Genomic DNA, 13,669 nt, shown 5'->3' with positions numbered 1-13,669 from the left:
TGCGCAAGATCCCCGGAACGGACATGCGAAACTTTTCACATGAGTGCCGCCAGCCGCGCCCCCCAGCGCCCGAACAGCACCCGCACCCTTCGTAGCCGCGCCGTCCGGATCGCCGTGACGGCGGCGGCGGCCGCGCTGACCCTGTCGGCGTGCAGCTCGGGCGGGACCTCCGGCGGGGGCGGCAACACCAACTTCATCACCGGCTCCGACGGCATCGCCACCGTCGGGAAGGGCGACCGCGCGGCCGCCCCCGACCTGTCCGGCAAGACCGTCGACGGCGCGCAGCTCGACGTCGCCGACTACAAGGGCAAGGTCATAGTCCTCAACGTGTGGGGATCGTGGTGCCCGCCCTGCCGCGCCGAGGCCAAGGGCTTCGAGAAGGTCTACCAGGACCTCAAGGGCAAGGGCGTGCAGTTCGTCGGCATCAACACCCGCGACGCCAGCGCGGACCTGGCGCAGAGCTTCGAGCAGGAGCAGGGCGTCACCTACCCCAGCCTGTTCGACCCCGACGGCCGGCTGATGCTCCGCTTCAAGAAGGGCACCCTCAACCCGCAGGCCATCCCCTCCACCCTCGTCATCGACCGCGACGGCAACATCGCGGCGCGCACCCTCCAGGCACTCAGCGAGGAGAAGCTGCGCAAGATGATCGACCCGGTCCTCGCGGAGAAGTGACGTGACCGCGGTGACCACCCTGGCCGAGGCGGCAGGCCCCAACACGACGGTGCTCAACGGCGCCCTGCTGCTGGCGCTGCCCATCGCCCTGCTCGGCGGCCTCGTCTCCTTCTTCTCCCCGTGCGTGCTGCCGCTCGTGCCGGGCTACCTGTCGTACGTGACCGGCGTCACCGGCACCGACCTGGCCGAGGCCCGCCGCGGCCGGATGGTCGCCGGCGCCTCCCTGTTCGTGCTCGGCTTCACCGCGGTGTTCGTCTCCAGCGGGGCCCTGTTCGGCTACTTCGGCGACACCCTCCAGGCGCACAAGGGCGTCCTGTCGAAGGTGCTCGGCGTCTTCATGATCCTCATGGGCGTCTTCTTCATGGGCCTGATGCCCTGGATGACCCAGCGCGAGTTCCGCCTGCACAAGCGGCCCACGACCGGTCTGCTCGGCGCGCCCGTGCTGGGCGCCCTCTTCGGCATCGGCTGGACGCCCTGCATCGGCCCGACCCTGTCGTCGGTGCTGATCCTCTCCCAGGACCAGGGCAGCGCCGGGCGCGGCGCCCTGCTGACGGTCGCCTACTGCCTCGGCCTCGGTGTGCCGTTCGTGCTCGCCGCGGTCGCCTTCCGCAAGGCGCTCGGCGCCTTCGGCTGGGTCAAGCGCCACTATGTGTGGGTCATGCGCGTCGGCGGCACCATGATGATCGCGACCGGTCTGCTGCTGCTGACCGGCGCGTGGGACAGTCTCGTGCAGCAGATGCAGACCTGGTCCAACGGCTTCACTGTGGGGATCTGATCGATGAGCAAGACCACCGCCTCCGAGCCGGGCCCGGTCCCCGCCGAGGACCAGGACCTCGGCGCCGCGGGCTCCCAGCTCTCCACCGCCCCCCAGGAGGAACAGCCCGGCCTGCCCGCCCTCGGCGTGATCGGCTGGGTGCGCTGGTTCTGGCGGCAGCTGACCTCCATGCGGGTCGCGCTGCTGCTGCTCCTGCTGCTGTCGCTGGCCGCGATCCCCGGCTCGGTGATCCCGCAGACCGGCATCGACGTGCTGAAGGTGGCCGAGTTCCGCAAGGAGCACACCACCCTCGCGCCCATCTACGACAAGCTCGGCCTGTTCCACGTCTACAGCTCGGTGTGGTTCTCCGCGATCTACATCCTGCTGTTCGTCTCCCTCATCGGCTGCATCGTCCCGCGTACCTGGCAGTTCGTCGGCCAGCTGCGCGGCCGTCCGCCGGCCGCGCCGAAGCGGCTGACCCGGCTGCCCGCGTACACCACCTGGCGCACGGAGGCCGACCCCGGGCAGGTCCGTGAGGCCGCGCTCGCGCTGCTGAAGAGGCGCCGCTTCCGCGCGCACGTCGCCGGGGACGCCGTCGCCGCCGAGAAGGGCTATCTGCGGGAGGCCGGCAACCTCGCCTTCCACATCGCGCTGATCGTGATGCTGGTCGCCTTCGCCTGGGGCCAGCTGTACAAGTCCGAGGGCAACAAGCTGATCGTGGAGGGCGGCGGCTTCTCCAACACCCTCACGCAGTACGACGACTTCAAGTCCGGCAACCTCTTCACGCAGGACGACCTGGACCCGTTCAGCTTCCGCCTGAACCAGTTCACCGGCACCTACGAGCTGACCGGCCCCAACCGCGGCACCCCGCGCACCTACCAGGCGGACGTCACCTACAGCGTCGGCGCCTACGGCAAGGACAAGCGGACGATCATCAAGGTCAACGAGCCGCTCCAGATCGGCGACTCCAAGGTCTACCTGGTCAGCCACGGCTACGCGCCCGTCATCACCGTCCGCGACGGCAAGGGCAAGGTCGTCATGAACCGGCAGGCCGTGCCGCTGCTGCCACTGGACGGCAACGTCACCTCCTCCGGCGCGATCAAGGTGATGGACGGCTACCGCAACCCCGAGGGCAAGAAGGAGCAGCTCGGCTTCCAGGCGTTCTTCCTGCCGACGTACGGCGGGAAGGGCTCGACGATGCTGTCGGCGTTCCCGGCGCTGCTCAACCCGATGCTCGCGCTGAACGCCTACCACGGCGACCTGGGCGTGGACTCGGGCATCCCGCAGAGCGTGTACCAGCTGAACAAGAAGAACCTGAAGGAGTTCAAGGACTCCAAGGGCGAGCTGTTCAAGAAGCAGCTGAAGATCGGCGAGACGATGACGCTCCCGGGCGGGGCCGGCTCGGTCACCTTCGAGGGCGTCGAGGAGTGGGCGGGCTTCCAGGTCACCCGGCAGCCCGGCAGCGTCTGGGCACTGGTGGGCGCGGTCGCCGCGATCCTCGGTCTCGCCGGGTCCCTGTTCATCCAGCGCCGCCGCGTCTGGGTGCGCGCGGTGACCGGCGACGACGGCGTGACGGTCGTCGAGATGGCCGGCCTCGGCCGCAGCGAGTCCGCGAAGGTGCCCGAGGAACTCGGCGACCTCGCCGCCACCCTCTACGACCGGGCGCCGGGCGCCCCCGACCCGGAGTCCCCCGAAGACGACCGAGCCTCCGTACCTGCCGAAGGGGCTGAGCAGAAGTGACCCACGCCGCGACAGAGCTGGCCGCCGCGACCAACGAACACCTCGCGAGCATCAGCAACACGCTGATCTACTCCGCGATGGCCGTCTACACCCTGGCCTTCTTCGCGTACATCGCCGAGTGGATCTTCGGCAGCCGCAGCAAGGTCGGCCGTACCGCCGCCGCGCTCACCGCGCAGACCGCGGCGAAGGCGAAGGCGGCGGCGCCGGCCGTCACCGTGAACAAGGCCGGCGGCACCGCCGTACTGGAGCGGCCGAAGGTCGTCGTGCGGTCCGCGGCCGGGTCCCGGGACGTGCCGGACGGTCCCGGCGCGCACGGCGGTGACGAGCAGGGCGACCTGTTCGGCCGGGTCGCGATCTCCCTCACCGTGCTCGCGTTCCTGGTGGAGCTGGGCGGCGTGGTCGCCCGCGCGGCGTCCGTGCAGCGGGCGCCGTGGGGCAACATGTACGAGTTCAACATCACCTTCTCCACGGTGGCGGTCGGCGTCTACCTGGGCCTGCTCGCGCTGAAGAAGAACGTGCGCTGGCTCGGCCTGCTGCTGATCACCACCGTCCTGCTGGACCTCGGCCTCGCGGTGACGGTCCTGTACACCGCCAGCGACCAGCTGGTCCCGGCGCTGCACTCGTACTGGCTGTACATCCACGTCTCGACGGCGATCTTCTGCGGCGCGTCCTTCTACGTGGGCGCGGCCGGAGCGGTCGCCTACCTCTTCAAGGACTCCTACGAGAGCAAGCTGGCGGGCGGCGGAAAGCCCGGCACCTTCGCCACCTCCGTCCTGGAGCGGCTGCCCTCGGCGGCCACGCTGGACAAGTTCTCGTACCGCATCAACGCGGCGATCTTCCCGCTGTGGACGTTCACGATCATCGCGGGCGCGATCTGGGCGGGCGACGCCTGGGGCCGCTACTGGGGCTGGGACCCCAAGGAGACCTGGTCCTTCATCACCTGGGTCGCCTACGCCTGCTACCTGCACGCCCGCGCCACGGCCGGCTGGAAGGGCCGCAAGGCCGCCTACCTGGCGCTGATCGCGTTCTCGTGCTGGCTGTTCAACTACTACGGCGTGAACTTCCTCTTCAGCGGCAAGCACTCCTACGCGGGCGTGTAGCCAGGTCAGCGCCCCGGCGGGGTGCGGATCGGGCGCCCCGGGGTCAGGCTGGTGTCATGACCGGAGCCATCGAGCAGGGCACCAGCCAGACGCACGGGAACACGCACATCCTGCACTTCCTGGTGCGGCTTCCCGGCACCATGGAGTCGGTCTGGCCCGCGCTGTCCACGCCGGAGGGGCTGGCGGCCTGGTTCACCGCGGTCGACGTGCTGGAACCCCGGCTCGGCGGGATCGTCGCCCTGCGCGGCCTGGGCGCCGGTGAGGTCACCGCCTGGGACGTGGACCGGGTCGCCGAGTACACCGTCGAGGGCGGCGGCCGGATCCGCTTCCACCTGGAGCGCGGCGGCGACGCCGGCTGCCTGCTCCGCTTCACCCACGAGTTCCAGGGCGAGGACGGCGAGACGGAACCGTCCTGGCGCGCCCGATTCGAAACCTTGATCGAACAGCTGGGCCGGGGCTAGGCCGGACACGGCCTGGAGCACTCCTACGCCGCCGGTGTCAGGCACTCCGCCGTCGGCGGCTTCCCCTCCGGCCACGCCAGCTTCACGAACCGCGACCCGCCCTCCGGCGTCAGTTCCACGATCGGTACGGCCTTGTCGTACGGGTTGCCGTGGACGTTCAGGCAGATCCAGCCGCTCGCCCCGTCCACCCGCAGCTCCCTGCCCTTGACCTGCGGCCACTGCAGGCCCACGTCCGCCAGCGGCGGGGCCGTCTTCCCCTCGGGGGTGGCCTCGCGGATGCCGTGCACGGCGAGCTGCATCGCGTCGTAGCCGATGATCAGCTGCCCGTCGTCCAGGGCGACCTGGCCGATCGGCCCGATCGGCGCCCGCTCGGCCCGCTTCAGCAGATCGCTCAGGTCCCGCATCGCCTGCGGAGAGCCGCCCGTCGCGGGCGGGTTCTGAGTCCAGGCCATCGGGTGGGCGAGCGAGGTGTAGCGCACCGACAGGTTGTGCCGTAGCGCGCCCCGGTCCAGCGCCTTCTCGCCGCTCAGGTACGACCCCTCGTCCCCGGTCAGCACCGTGAACCTCCGCTCCTGGCAGCCGCGCGCGCCGAGCGCGTTGACGAACTGCCGCAGCTGGGTGTGCCGGCCCGCGAAGAGGATCGTGTCGGTGGTGGGGGCCGTGTTGCACACCAGGTGGCTGATCTGCCGGAACGTGTTCGCGGTCGTGCCCTCCTGGCTGCGGTCGGCGGGCGGTGTGAAGGGCTGCGGCTCGTACGGCGAGCCCTTGATCAGCGCGGCGAACGACCGCTGGAGCGTCCGCGTGTACGGGTCGCCGGGCCGGTCGTACACCAGCAGCGCTTTGCCCGCGGTCACCTTCGCGAAGGAGGCCAGCGCCCGCGCCTCGTCGGTGTTGGTGGGGGAGACCCGGGCCAGCCCCGGGAAGGGGTCCTTGCCGTCCTGGCCGTTGGCCAGGTCGTCCGCGGTGATCGAGGAGCCGACCACGGGGATGCCGCGCCGGGTCAGCTCGGCCACCGCCTTCTTGTTGTTGTCGGTGCTCATGCCGACCCCGGCGACCGCCCGCAGCCGGTCCGACGACGTCGTCATCCGCTCCAGCCGGTCCACCAGCAGCTCCCAGTGGTCGCTGGTGGCGCCCGGGTTGGCGAGCACCAGCCGGATCGCGGGCGCCTGACCGTTGGCGGCGTGGTTGGCCTGCCACTGCGCGAGATAGGCGCCCTGGAGTTCGTGGTGGATGTCGCTGAGCGTGGACGGGGTGGTCGCGGTGTACGGCAGCATCAGCGCGACGGTGACGTAACCGCCGTCCTTCAGGCGGTCGTTCTCCTTGTCGATGGCCTGCACGACGTCCCGGAACTGCGGCCGCCCGAAGTCGTACGCCGTGCTCGTCACGCCGACGCAGTCGTCGCTGCCCTCGGGCCGTGCGACGCCGGGCGCGCAGGCACGGTCGTCGTGCGCGAGGCTGCGCACGGCGAAGTACAGGCCCGTCACCAGGGCCACCGTGACCACCACGGCGACGTACCGGTACAGGCGGATCTCCCAGATCTCCCGCAGCCACCCCATCACGCGCCCCCGTCCCCCTCGTCGGTGTCCTCGTCGGCGGGCGTACGCAGTGCCCGCCCCGCCAGCACCTCGCGCGGCCAGTCCTGCGCCGCCTGCCACAGCAGCGCCCCGCCCTCCTCGCGCAGGTCGCACAGTTGCAGCAGCTCGAACCGGAGCCGGTCGCACACCCGCGGATCGGGCAGCACCAGCGGGTCGGACAGCTGCCATACCGCGTGCAGCAGCCGCCGCACCCGCTGGTGCAGGACCGCGTCCACGCCCTCGGGCGGGGTCTGCCGGGTGCCGGCCCGGTCCAGGGCGACGGCCGCGCGCCGGTCGTCCTGCCCGGCGAAGTCGTGGCCCTCGTCGTCGTGGGCGTGGAAGTAGGGCGCGGACGCGAGGAAGCACAGCGTGTCCAGCCAGGTCCGCGTGTCCAGCACCGGGAAGCTGTCCCGCAGGTACGCCACCGCGCCCGCGGAGTCGCCGAGGGCCAGCTCGTGGTGGAGCCGGTGCCGGGCCCGGCCCGGGTCGCCGGCGGTGCCGTCCGGGTCGCCGTCGGCCGCGTAGTGCGCGATCAGCGTCTCGTGCGTCTCCCGCCACTTGCCGTGCCCGTCCTGCCGGTGGTGCAGCCGCAGCAGCAGCAGGGTCCGCACGAACGGGTCGCCCACGAAGTGCCCGGCCGCCGACGGCAGTCCCTCGGTGGCCAGCCGCGCCTGGAGGGTGCGGACGCCCGCGGAGCCGAAGTCGTCCGGGAGGAGTGCCGCGGCCAGCGCGACCGCCGACTCCAGGTCGTGCGCGGCGGCCAGCACTGTCAGCTCCTCCAGCCGGTCGTCGGGCACCAGCTTCTCCAGCAGCGCGCTGTACAGGGGGCGGTCCTCGTCCCTTTCGCGTTCGTCGACGGCCGGCGCGGTGAGCAGACCGCCCAGCGAGACGGCCTGCTGGGGGCGCCGCCGGGCCGCCCGCGACAGGAGGCGGACGCCGAGCGGGTTCCCGCCGGTCAGCCGGTGGGCGGCGTGCGGGAACCGGGCGGGCGCGCCGACCAGCACGCTCAGGTCGGCGATGTGCAGCGTGTCCTCGGCGGACAGCGGCGGCAGCGGGACCACCAGGGCGCGCGAGGCCGGCGTCGCGTCCGGCCGCCAGTCGGCGCGCCGGCTCACCTCCGGGAGCGCCAGCCGGGGCGCGCCCCGCAGCACCGGATGCCCGTCCCCCCGTACGGCGGCCACGAACACCACCTCGTCGGCGATGCCCTCCGCCCGGTCCCGCAGGACGGCGTCCAGCAGCCGGGGGCCCGGCCCGGCGTGCGCGTTGTCCAGCAGCACCAGCGGCCGGCCCAGCCGCCGCAGCCGCGACCCCAGCCCCGCGTACGCCTCCGTCACATCGGCGAGCAGCGCCCGCACCAGCCACCGCTCCGCGTGCTCACGGGACGGCCCGCCGGCCCGGAAGTGCTCCGACAGCAGGATCAGCCCGCGCTGCGCGTTGCCGCCCGCGTTCGGATACGTCCGGTACCAGCCGGACGACTTCTGCTGCCGGTGCCCGGCGAACCCGTCCGTCACCGACTCCAGCGTCGCCTCGATCGCCGCCGCGACGAACGGCGCCTGGCCGCTGGCCGCGGCGACCACCTTGGACACCACCTTGCCCGCCCACCGGCTGGCGAGCAGCGTGATGCCCGGCCGGCCCTCGTTCAGCAGCAGGATCCGGCCCAGCTCCCGACGGATCCGTTCGGCGTCCGCCTCCTGCCAGCCGGAGGCGGCCACCGCGACCAGCCCCGCCATCAGCCGCGGGAAGACCACCTCGCCCGCGTGCCGCACCCGCTCCCCGAGCCCCTCGGCCAGCACGAGCAGGCCCTGGAAGACCGGCGACCAGGACTCCTCGGGCTGGTTGGGGCGGCGCCGGGCGATCGCCGGGTGCTCGCAGTCGATGAACGCCAGGGGGGTGTGCCGCTGCCGTTCGTTGCGGCGCCGGACCCCCTCGTACGCCTCGCACACAGCCGTCAGCAGGGCGGTCTTCCCCATGCCCCGCCCGCCCGCCACCACCAGCACGGGCAGCTCGTCCGCCCGCGCGTACTCCTTGGCGTCCACGGCGCGCAGCTCGCCCGGCCGCAGCCCGACCAGCCGCGGTACGAGGCCGGCGGGCTCGGCGTTCAGCAGTGCCCCGCGACCGTGCAACACATCGCCCACCGCGTCTCCCCCCAGAGCGGTCATCTGCCCAACGCCAGGGTAAGGAGAGGGAGTTGGTTCGGCATAGAGCGCGTGGTGTCCGTTGTGTTACGAATCCGGCGGCACCCGCCCTCAGTACGGCGCGACCCGCTCCATCACCGCGTAGTCCGCGAAGGTGCGGCGGTAGCGGGTGTGCCGCGTCTCCTGCGTGTGCCGACGCTGCCACTCCTCCACCGGCGCCGGGTCCGGATGGCTGCCCGAGGTCGCGGCGCAGTCGGCGGCGTCCCCCGACACGCACCGCGCCTCGTACTCCGGCTCGGCCGACGCGTCCTGCACGATCACGTACGGCACGTACCGGAAGAGCCTCGGGAACCCGGCCCGGTGGTCCTTCGCCTGATGCCGCCTCATCAGCACGTTGGCGTCGGTCTCCGTCGTACCGTCCCCGCACGCCCGCGCCTCGTGCCGCAGCACCGCCAGCGAGGCGCACTCCTCGCACCCCGCGTACGGCACCGGGGGTGCGTCGATGTCCCTCACCGGTTCCCTCATGTTCTCTCCGCGCTCGCTCGGTGACTCTGGGTGTATTGAGCGTCGCGCACGGGAACCGTCGGTATCAACGCATCCCACGTGCCACTCGGGCCTTGTCACGGAGCGGACCATGAACAGCGCAGAGATCTTCGGTGAGTTGCTCCGCCACTACCGCGAGGCCGCCTTCCTGACGCAGGAGGCGCTGGCCAAGGCGATCCCCTGTGACCGGTCGCTGGTCGCGCGGGTCGAGTCCGCGACGCGGGTCCCGCAGGAGCCGTTCGCGAAGAAGGCGGACGAAGTGCTGGGCACGGGTGGGGTGTTGCACCGGCTGTGGGGGCGGATCGACTGGTATCCGCAGGTGGAGCATCCTGACTGGTTCGAGAGGAGGGCGCGCATGGACGCGGAGGCGGTGGCCGTGCGCGCGTATCAGACGCAGGTGATTCCGGGTCTGTTGCAGACGCAGGACTACGCAACGGCCCTGTTCTCCCGCCGGATTGTGAAGGCCGTGGAGGTGGAGGAGCGGGTCCGGGCCCGCCTCAGCCGACAGCAGCGCTTCTACGCCGACGGCGGCCCGTTCTACCTCGTGGTCCTGGACGAGACCTGCCTGCGGCACATGGTGGGGAGCCCGGCGGTGATGCGGGCGCAGTGTGAGCACCTGCTGTCCGTGGGACGGCTTCCCAACATCCGTATCCAGGTGGCGCCGTTGGGCCGCCCGGAGATCGACCGGCCCGACACGTCCCTGTCGTTGATCACGCTGCCCGACGGGCACCAGTGGGTGTACTCGGAGTCGCTGGACCGCGGCCATTTCAGCGATGACCCGGCCGTCTTCACCCATCACAGCCGGACTTATGATGTGCTCCGGGCGGACGCCCTGTCAGCACCCGAGTCCGCCGCTCTGATCAGCGACGTGATGGAAGGGTACGAACATCATGAACAGCCTCGATCTGAGCGCGGCCCGCTGGACCAAGAGCAGCTACAGCGGGGCCAACGGCGGCGACTGCGTCGAAATCGCCCCCGATTTCCCCGCCACCGTCCCCGTCCGCGACAGCAAGAACCCTGACGGCGCCGTCCTCCTCTTCCCCCGCCCCGCCTGGTCCGCGTTCCTCAGCTCCCTGCGCTGACGCTGAGCAGGAGCTTGCCCACGCTCGTCCGGCTGCCCATCAGGCGGTGTGCTTCCGCCGCCTCGGCCAGGGGGAACTCCGCCGTCACCGGCAGGGTCACCGTGCCGTCGGCCGCCTTCGCGAAGGCCGCTTCTGTGAGGCGGCGCAGGTCTGCCGGGGCGGTCGTCGCCAGGGTCAGGATGGAGAAGCCGGACACGGAGACGCCCAGCGGGTACAGCTCGGGCTGGCCGACGCTCCACGGCTCGGCGCCGCTCGCGTTGCCGTAGGAGACTAGGCGCCCGAAGGGGGCCAGCGAGGCGAGTCCGGCGCGGAGGGTGTCGCCGCCGACCGGGTCCAGGACGAGGTCGACGCCCCGCCCGCCGGTCGCCTCCCGTACGGCCTCCTCGAAGGCGCCGGCGAACACCTCGTCGTAGCCGTGCTCCTTGGCGTGCGCGGCCTTCGCGGGGGACGAGACCACGCCGTACACGGCGCCGGCGCCCGCCGCCCGCGCGAGCTGCCCGGCCGCCGTGCCGACGCCGCCCGCCGCGCCCTGCACGAGGACGGTCTCGCCCTCGCGGAGCCTGCCGACGGTGTGGATGAGGGCGTACGCGGTGGGCAGCACCGTCGGCAGTGTGGCGGCCGTGCGCAGGTCCACGCCGGAGGGGAGCGGGAAGACGGTCGTGGCGTCGGCGACCGCCACCTCGGCGTAGGCGCCGCCCGCCGTCAGCGCGGCCACCTCCTGGCCCACGGTCAGGCCGGTCACCCCGGCGCCGAGCGCGCGCACGCGGCCCGAGACCTCCAGGCCGGGGCGGTACGGCAGGGATGGGACCCGGTAGCCCTCGGCGCGGGCCTTCAGGTCGGCGAAGTTCACGCCGACGTAGGCGACATCGACGGCGACCTGGCCGGGGCCGGGCTCCGGGGCGTCCGCCGTCACCACCCGCAGCACCTCGGGGCCGCCGTACTCCTCGAACTCGATCGCGCGCATGCCGTACCCCTCACTCGGGTGTTCAACGAAAAGCGAACACTCGGGAGTGTATGGTTTTCATCGAACACTCCGCAACAGCCGCAACAGCCCGCACCACGGCACCCGTGACCCGCACCCGGAGGAGGATTCGTGGCCGCCCCCCGCCACCGCGCCGCCCCGGACCACACCCACCCCGACGACGTGGCGGTGGAGACGGCCCTCGCCGCCCTCGCCGACCCCGTACGGCTCACGCTGGTGCGGGAGTTGGCGTCCTCCGGCGAGTGGAGCCGCAGCTGCGGCAGCTTCGACGTGCCCGTCGGCAAGGCCGCCCTCAGCCACCACTTCGCCGTCCTGCGCGCCGCCGGACTGGTCGAGCAGCGCGACGAAGGGCCCCGGCGCGTCAACCGGCTGCGGCGCGAGGAGTTCGACGCCCGCTTCCCCGGCCTGCTCGCGCTGGTGCTGCGCGAGGGCTGACCAGGGCCCATCGGATCCGCCGATGACCCCATCGGCAGGACGCCCCACTGGGCCGTGGACCAGCGCGGATGCCCGTTCGTAGCGTCTTCGGCATGACCTCCGAAACCAAGGGCATCGCCCAGCTGACGACCGCGATGGTGCTCTCCGGCACCCTCGGCGTCTTCGTCGTCGAGTCGGGCGCCTCGCCGTTCAATGTGGTGTTCTTCCGCGTCCTGTTCGGCGCCCTCGCCCTCGGCGCCTACGTCACCGCCCGCGGCTGGCTGCGCGACCACGGCTTCACCCCGCGCACCCTCGGACTCGCCGTCCTCGGCGGCGTGTTCATCGTCTTCAACTGGGTGTTCCTGTTCCAGTCGTACGAGAACACGTCGATCTCCGTCGCCACGGTCGTCTACCACACCCAGCCGTTCTACGTGGTGCTGCTGGGCGCCCTGCTCTTCCGCGAGCGGCTGACCGCCGCCCGGGTCGGCTGGATCGCCGTCGCCTTCGCCGGCCTCATCCTCGTCTCCGGGGTCACCCCGGCCGACTTCGCGAGCGGCGGCACCTACGTCCTCGGCATCGGCCAGGCCCTCCTCGCCGCGCTGCTCTACGGCCTGTCCACGCTGGTCACCAAGCGGATCACCGGCGTGCGGCCGCACCTCATCGCCCTCGTCCAGGTGCTCGTCGGCATCCCCCTGCTGCTGCCCTTCGCCGACTTCGGCGCGATGAGCGGCACCGGCTGGGACTGGGGCTGGCTGGCCGGGCTCGGCCTCGTCCACACCGGCGTGATGTACGTCCTGATGTACGCCGCCTACGCCCAGCTGCCCACCTCGAAGATCGCCGTCCTGGCCTTCGTCTACCCGGCCGTCGCGATGGTCGCCGACTGGGCGGTGTACGGCCACCACATCGGCCCCGTCCAGGCGCTGGGCGTCCCGCTGATCGTCGCCGCCAGCCTCAAGGTCACCCTTGCTCGGCCAGCAGCTGCCGCGCCCGCTGCAGGAACAGCCGCGCGGACGCCGGAAGCCGCTTCCCGGACCGCCACGCCAGCTGCGTGCGAAGCGTGAACGGCGGCGTCCAGTCCAGCCGTACCAGCGAGCCCTCCGCGAGTTCGGCGGCGACCGTCACCTCGGGCAGCAGACAGATCCCGAGGCCGGCCGCCGCCGCGCGTTTGGTCGCCTCGATCGTGCCGAACTCCAGGAAGTCGACGGGCGCCCGGGCCACGGAGGTCAGCTCCCGCTCGAACAGGTCCCGGTAGGCGCAGCCCGGCTCGGTCGCCAGCAGCGGCTGGCGCACCAGGTCGGCGGAGGTCACAGCGGCGCCGTACAGCTTGTGCCCGGGCGCCGCGACCAGCGCCAGCGGCTCGGTGGTCAGCACCTCGCTGTCCAGGCCCGGATGCTCGGTCTCCGCCTCCATCAGGAAGCCCAGGTCGTACGTGCCCTGCCGCAGCGCCTGCCGGGTCTCGTCGCCGAGGGTGGGGCGCAGGGAGAGGCGGACCTTGGGGTAGCGGTGGTGGAAGAACTCCAGCAGGGGCGGCAGCCGGTAGTTGGTGAGGGACTCCATCGTGCCGACGGCCAGCGTGCCCGCCGGTTCCTCGGTGTCGGCGACCGCCGCGCGTGCCTCGTCGGCCAGCTCGATCATCCGGCGGGCGTAGGGCAGGAGGCGTTCGCCCGCCTCGGTCAGACGGATGCGGCTGCCGAGCCGGTCGAACAGCTCCACGCCGAGCGAGGACTCCAGGGCGCGGATCTGGCTGGTCACGCTGGACTGGGCGTACTTCAGCTCGGCCGCGGCCCGGGTGAAGCTCAGCACGGTGGCGACCTTCTCGAAGGTGACCAGCAGCCGCAGTTCCATCAGCCGTCCTCGCCCCCGTCCTTCCTGTCCCTGTCCTTCTCCCTGTCCTTGTCCAGGGACTTCAGGAACTCGGGGTTGTCGTCGGGCGCGACCCAGCGGGTGGCGCCGCCCCCGGACGGTCCGCGCGGCGCCCGGTTCCTCCCGGCCACCAGCCAGGCGACCGGGCCCACCAGCACCTCGCCGAAGAGCAGGATCACGATCACCCACACCACCTTCGGCAGCCCGCGCACCTCCTCCTCGGGGGTGTTCAGGCAGTCGATGAAGGCGTAGATCCACAGCGCCAGCACCAGCAGGAACGGCAGATACCTGAGCATGGGCGGGGTGTCTCCCAGAGGACGGTGTCGGGCCGGTGACGGCCCCGGTGACG

General features: G+C 72.0%; 15 protein-coding genes. 9 read left to right on the top strand and 6 right to left on the bottom strand.

Annotation, left to right across the window (positions count from 1 at the left end):
• Window positions 1–39 precede the first annotated feature (39 nt).
• Genes IE308_RS33055 through IE308_RS33035 form a run of 5 tightly spaced genes read left to right on the top strand, consistent with a single transcriptional unit; the run spans window position 40 to window position 4,727 of the window.
• A complete protein-coding gene (locus IE308_RS33055; protein ID WP_190220706.1) occupies window positions 40–672 on the top strand; it encodes a TlpA family protein disulfide reductase in 633 nt (210 codons plus the stop codon).
• Window position 673: 1 nt separating this feature from the next.
• The gene (locus tag IE308_RS33050; RefSeq protein ID WP_190220705.1) at window positions 674–1,447 is read left to right on the top strand and encodes a cytochrome c biogenesis CcdA family protein; all 774 of its coding nucleotides are present in this window, start codon (window positions 674–676) and stop codon (window positions 1,445–1,447) included.
• A 3-nt stretch (window positions 1,448–1,450) separates the two neighbouring features.
• Window positions 1,451–3,166, top strand: coding sequence for a cytochrome c biogenesis protein ResB (gene resB / locus IE308_RS33045; RefSeq protein WP_190220704.1), 1,716 nt, complete (start codon window positions 1,451–1,453; stop codon window positions 3,164–3,166).
• Complete coding sequence (gene ccsB / locus IE308_RS33040) at window positions 3,163–4,266, top strand: c-type cytochrome biogenesis protein CcsB (protein ID WP_190220703.1); 1,104 nt, start codon at window positions 3,163–3,165, stop codon at window positions 4,264–4,266. Before resB ends, ccsB begins: the two co-directional genes overlap by 4 nt.
• 56 nt (window positions 4,267–4,322) lie before the next feature.
• Window positions 4,323–4,727, top strand: a complete 405-nt coding sequence (locus IE308_RS33035; protein WP_190220702.1) for an SRPBCC domain-containing protein — start codon at window positions 4,323–4,325, stop codon at window positions 4,725–4,727.
• 23 nt (window positions 4,728–4,750) lie between these two features.
• Here the strand turns inward: IE308_RS33035 and IE308_RS33030 are convergent, their stop codons facing one another.
• The 3 genes from IE308_RS33030 to IE308_RS33020 all read right to left on the bottom strand — a co-directional run bounded on the left by IE308_RS33030 (window position 4,751) and on the right by IE308_RS33020 (window position 8,961).
• Window positions 4,751–6,283 carry a type 1 periplasmic-binding domain-containing protein gene (locus IE308_RS33030; protein ID WP_190220701.1) on the bottom strand — a complete coding sequence of 511 codons (1,533 nt, stop codon included), beginning with the start codon at window positions 6,281–6,283 and terminating at the stop codon, window positions 4,751–4,753.
• Entirely contained in the window at window positions 6,283–8,436 is a 2,154-nt protein-coding gene (locus IE308_RS33025) for a hypothetical protein (protein ID WP_229909313.1), read from the bottom strand. The genes IE308_RS33030 and IE308_RS33025 overlap by 1 nt, the downstream gene beginning before the upstream one ends.
• Before the next feature lie 111 nt (window positions 8,437–8,547).
• On the bottom strand, window positions 8,548–8,961 hold the full coding sequence (locus tag IE308_RS33020; protein ID WP_190220699.1) for a DUF7848 domain-containing protein: 414 nt from the start codon (window positions 8,959–8,961) through the stop codon (window positions 8,548–8,550).
• A gap of 109 nt (window positions 8,962–9,070) precedes the next feature.
• Here IE308_RS33020 and IE308_RS33015 point away from each other — a divergent pair, with 109 nt between their 5' ends.
• Together IE308_RS33015 and IE308_RS37120 are read left to right on the top strand one after the other, a co-directional pair.
• The gene (locus tag IE308_RS33015; RefSeq protein ID WP_190220698.1) at window positions 9,071–10,000 is read left to right on the top strand and encodes a helix-turn-helix domain-containing protein; all 930 of its coding nucleotides are present in this window, start codon (window positions 9,071–9,073) and stop codon (window positions 9,998–10,000) included.
• A complete protein-coding gene (locus IE308_RS37120; RefSeq protein ID WP_229909325.1) occupies window positions 9,948–10,061 on the top strand; it encodes a DUF397 domain-containing protein in 114 nt (37 codons plus the stop codon). The genes IE308_RS33015 and IE308_RS37120 overlap by 53 nt, the downstream gene beginning before the upstream one ends.
• Here IE308_RS37120 and IE308_RS33010 read toward each other — a convergent pair.
• Window positions 10,045–11,025 carry a quinone oxidoreductase family protein gene (locus IE308_RS33010; RefSeq protein WP_190220697.1) on the bottom strand — a complete coding sequence of 327 codons (981 nt, stop codon included), beginning with the start codon at window positions 11,023–11,025 and terminating at the stop codon, window positions 10,045–10,047. The genes IE308_RS37120 and IE308_RS33010 overlap by 17 nt on opposite strands.
• Window positions 11,026–11,154: 129 nt before the next feature.
• Between IE308_RS33010 and IE308_RS33005 the strand changes: the two genes are divergently transcribed.
• Both IE308_RS33005 and IE308_RS33000 read left to right on the top strand, forming a co-directional pair.
• The gene (locus IE308_RS33005) at window positions 11,155–11,478 is read left to right on the top strand and encodes an ArsR/SmtB family transcription factor (protein WP_190220696.1); all 324 of its coding nucleotides are present in this window, start codon (window positions 11,155–11,157) and stop codon (window positions 11,476–11,478) included.
• Window positions 11,479–11,570: 92 nt separating this feature from the next.
• Window positions 11,571–12,518 (top strand): DMT family transporter, encoded by a 948-nt coding sequence (locus IE308_RS33000; RefSeq protein WP_190220695.1) that lies wholly within the window; start codon window positions 11,571–11,573, stop codon window positions 12,516–12,518.
• Here the strand turns inward: IE308_RS33000 and IE308_RS32995 are convergent.
• Both IE308_RS32995 and IE308_RS32990 read right to left on the bottom strand, forming a co-directional pair.
• A complete protein-coding gene (locus IE308_RS32995) occupies window positions 12,415–13,302 on the bottom strand; it encodes a LysR family transcriptional regulator (protein ID WP_190220694.1) in 888 nt (295 codons plus the stop codon). The two genes, IE308_RS33000 and IE308_RS32995, sit on opposite strands and share 104 nt — an antisense overlap.
• A complete protein-coding gene (locus IE308_RS32990; RefSeq protein WP_190220693.1) occupies window positions 13,302–13,616 on the bottom strand; it encodes a PLD nuclease N-terminal domain-containing protein in 315 nt (104 codons plus the stop codon). The genes IE308_RS32995 and IE308_RS32990 overlap by 1 nt, the downstream gene beginning before the upstream one ends.
• Window positions 13,617–13,669: the final 53 nt, after the last annotated feature.

It is taken from the genome of Streptomyces griseosporeus (assembly GCF_014656055.1).
Classification (GTDB): domain Bacteria; phylum Actinomycetota; class Actinomycetes; order Streptomycetales; family Streptomycetaceae; genus Streptomyces; species Streptomyces griseosporeus.
Note: the sequence above shows the minus strand (reverse complement) of the source record. Positions and strands in the feature narration are given on the sequence as shown.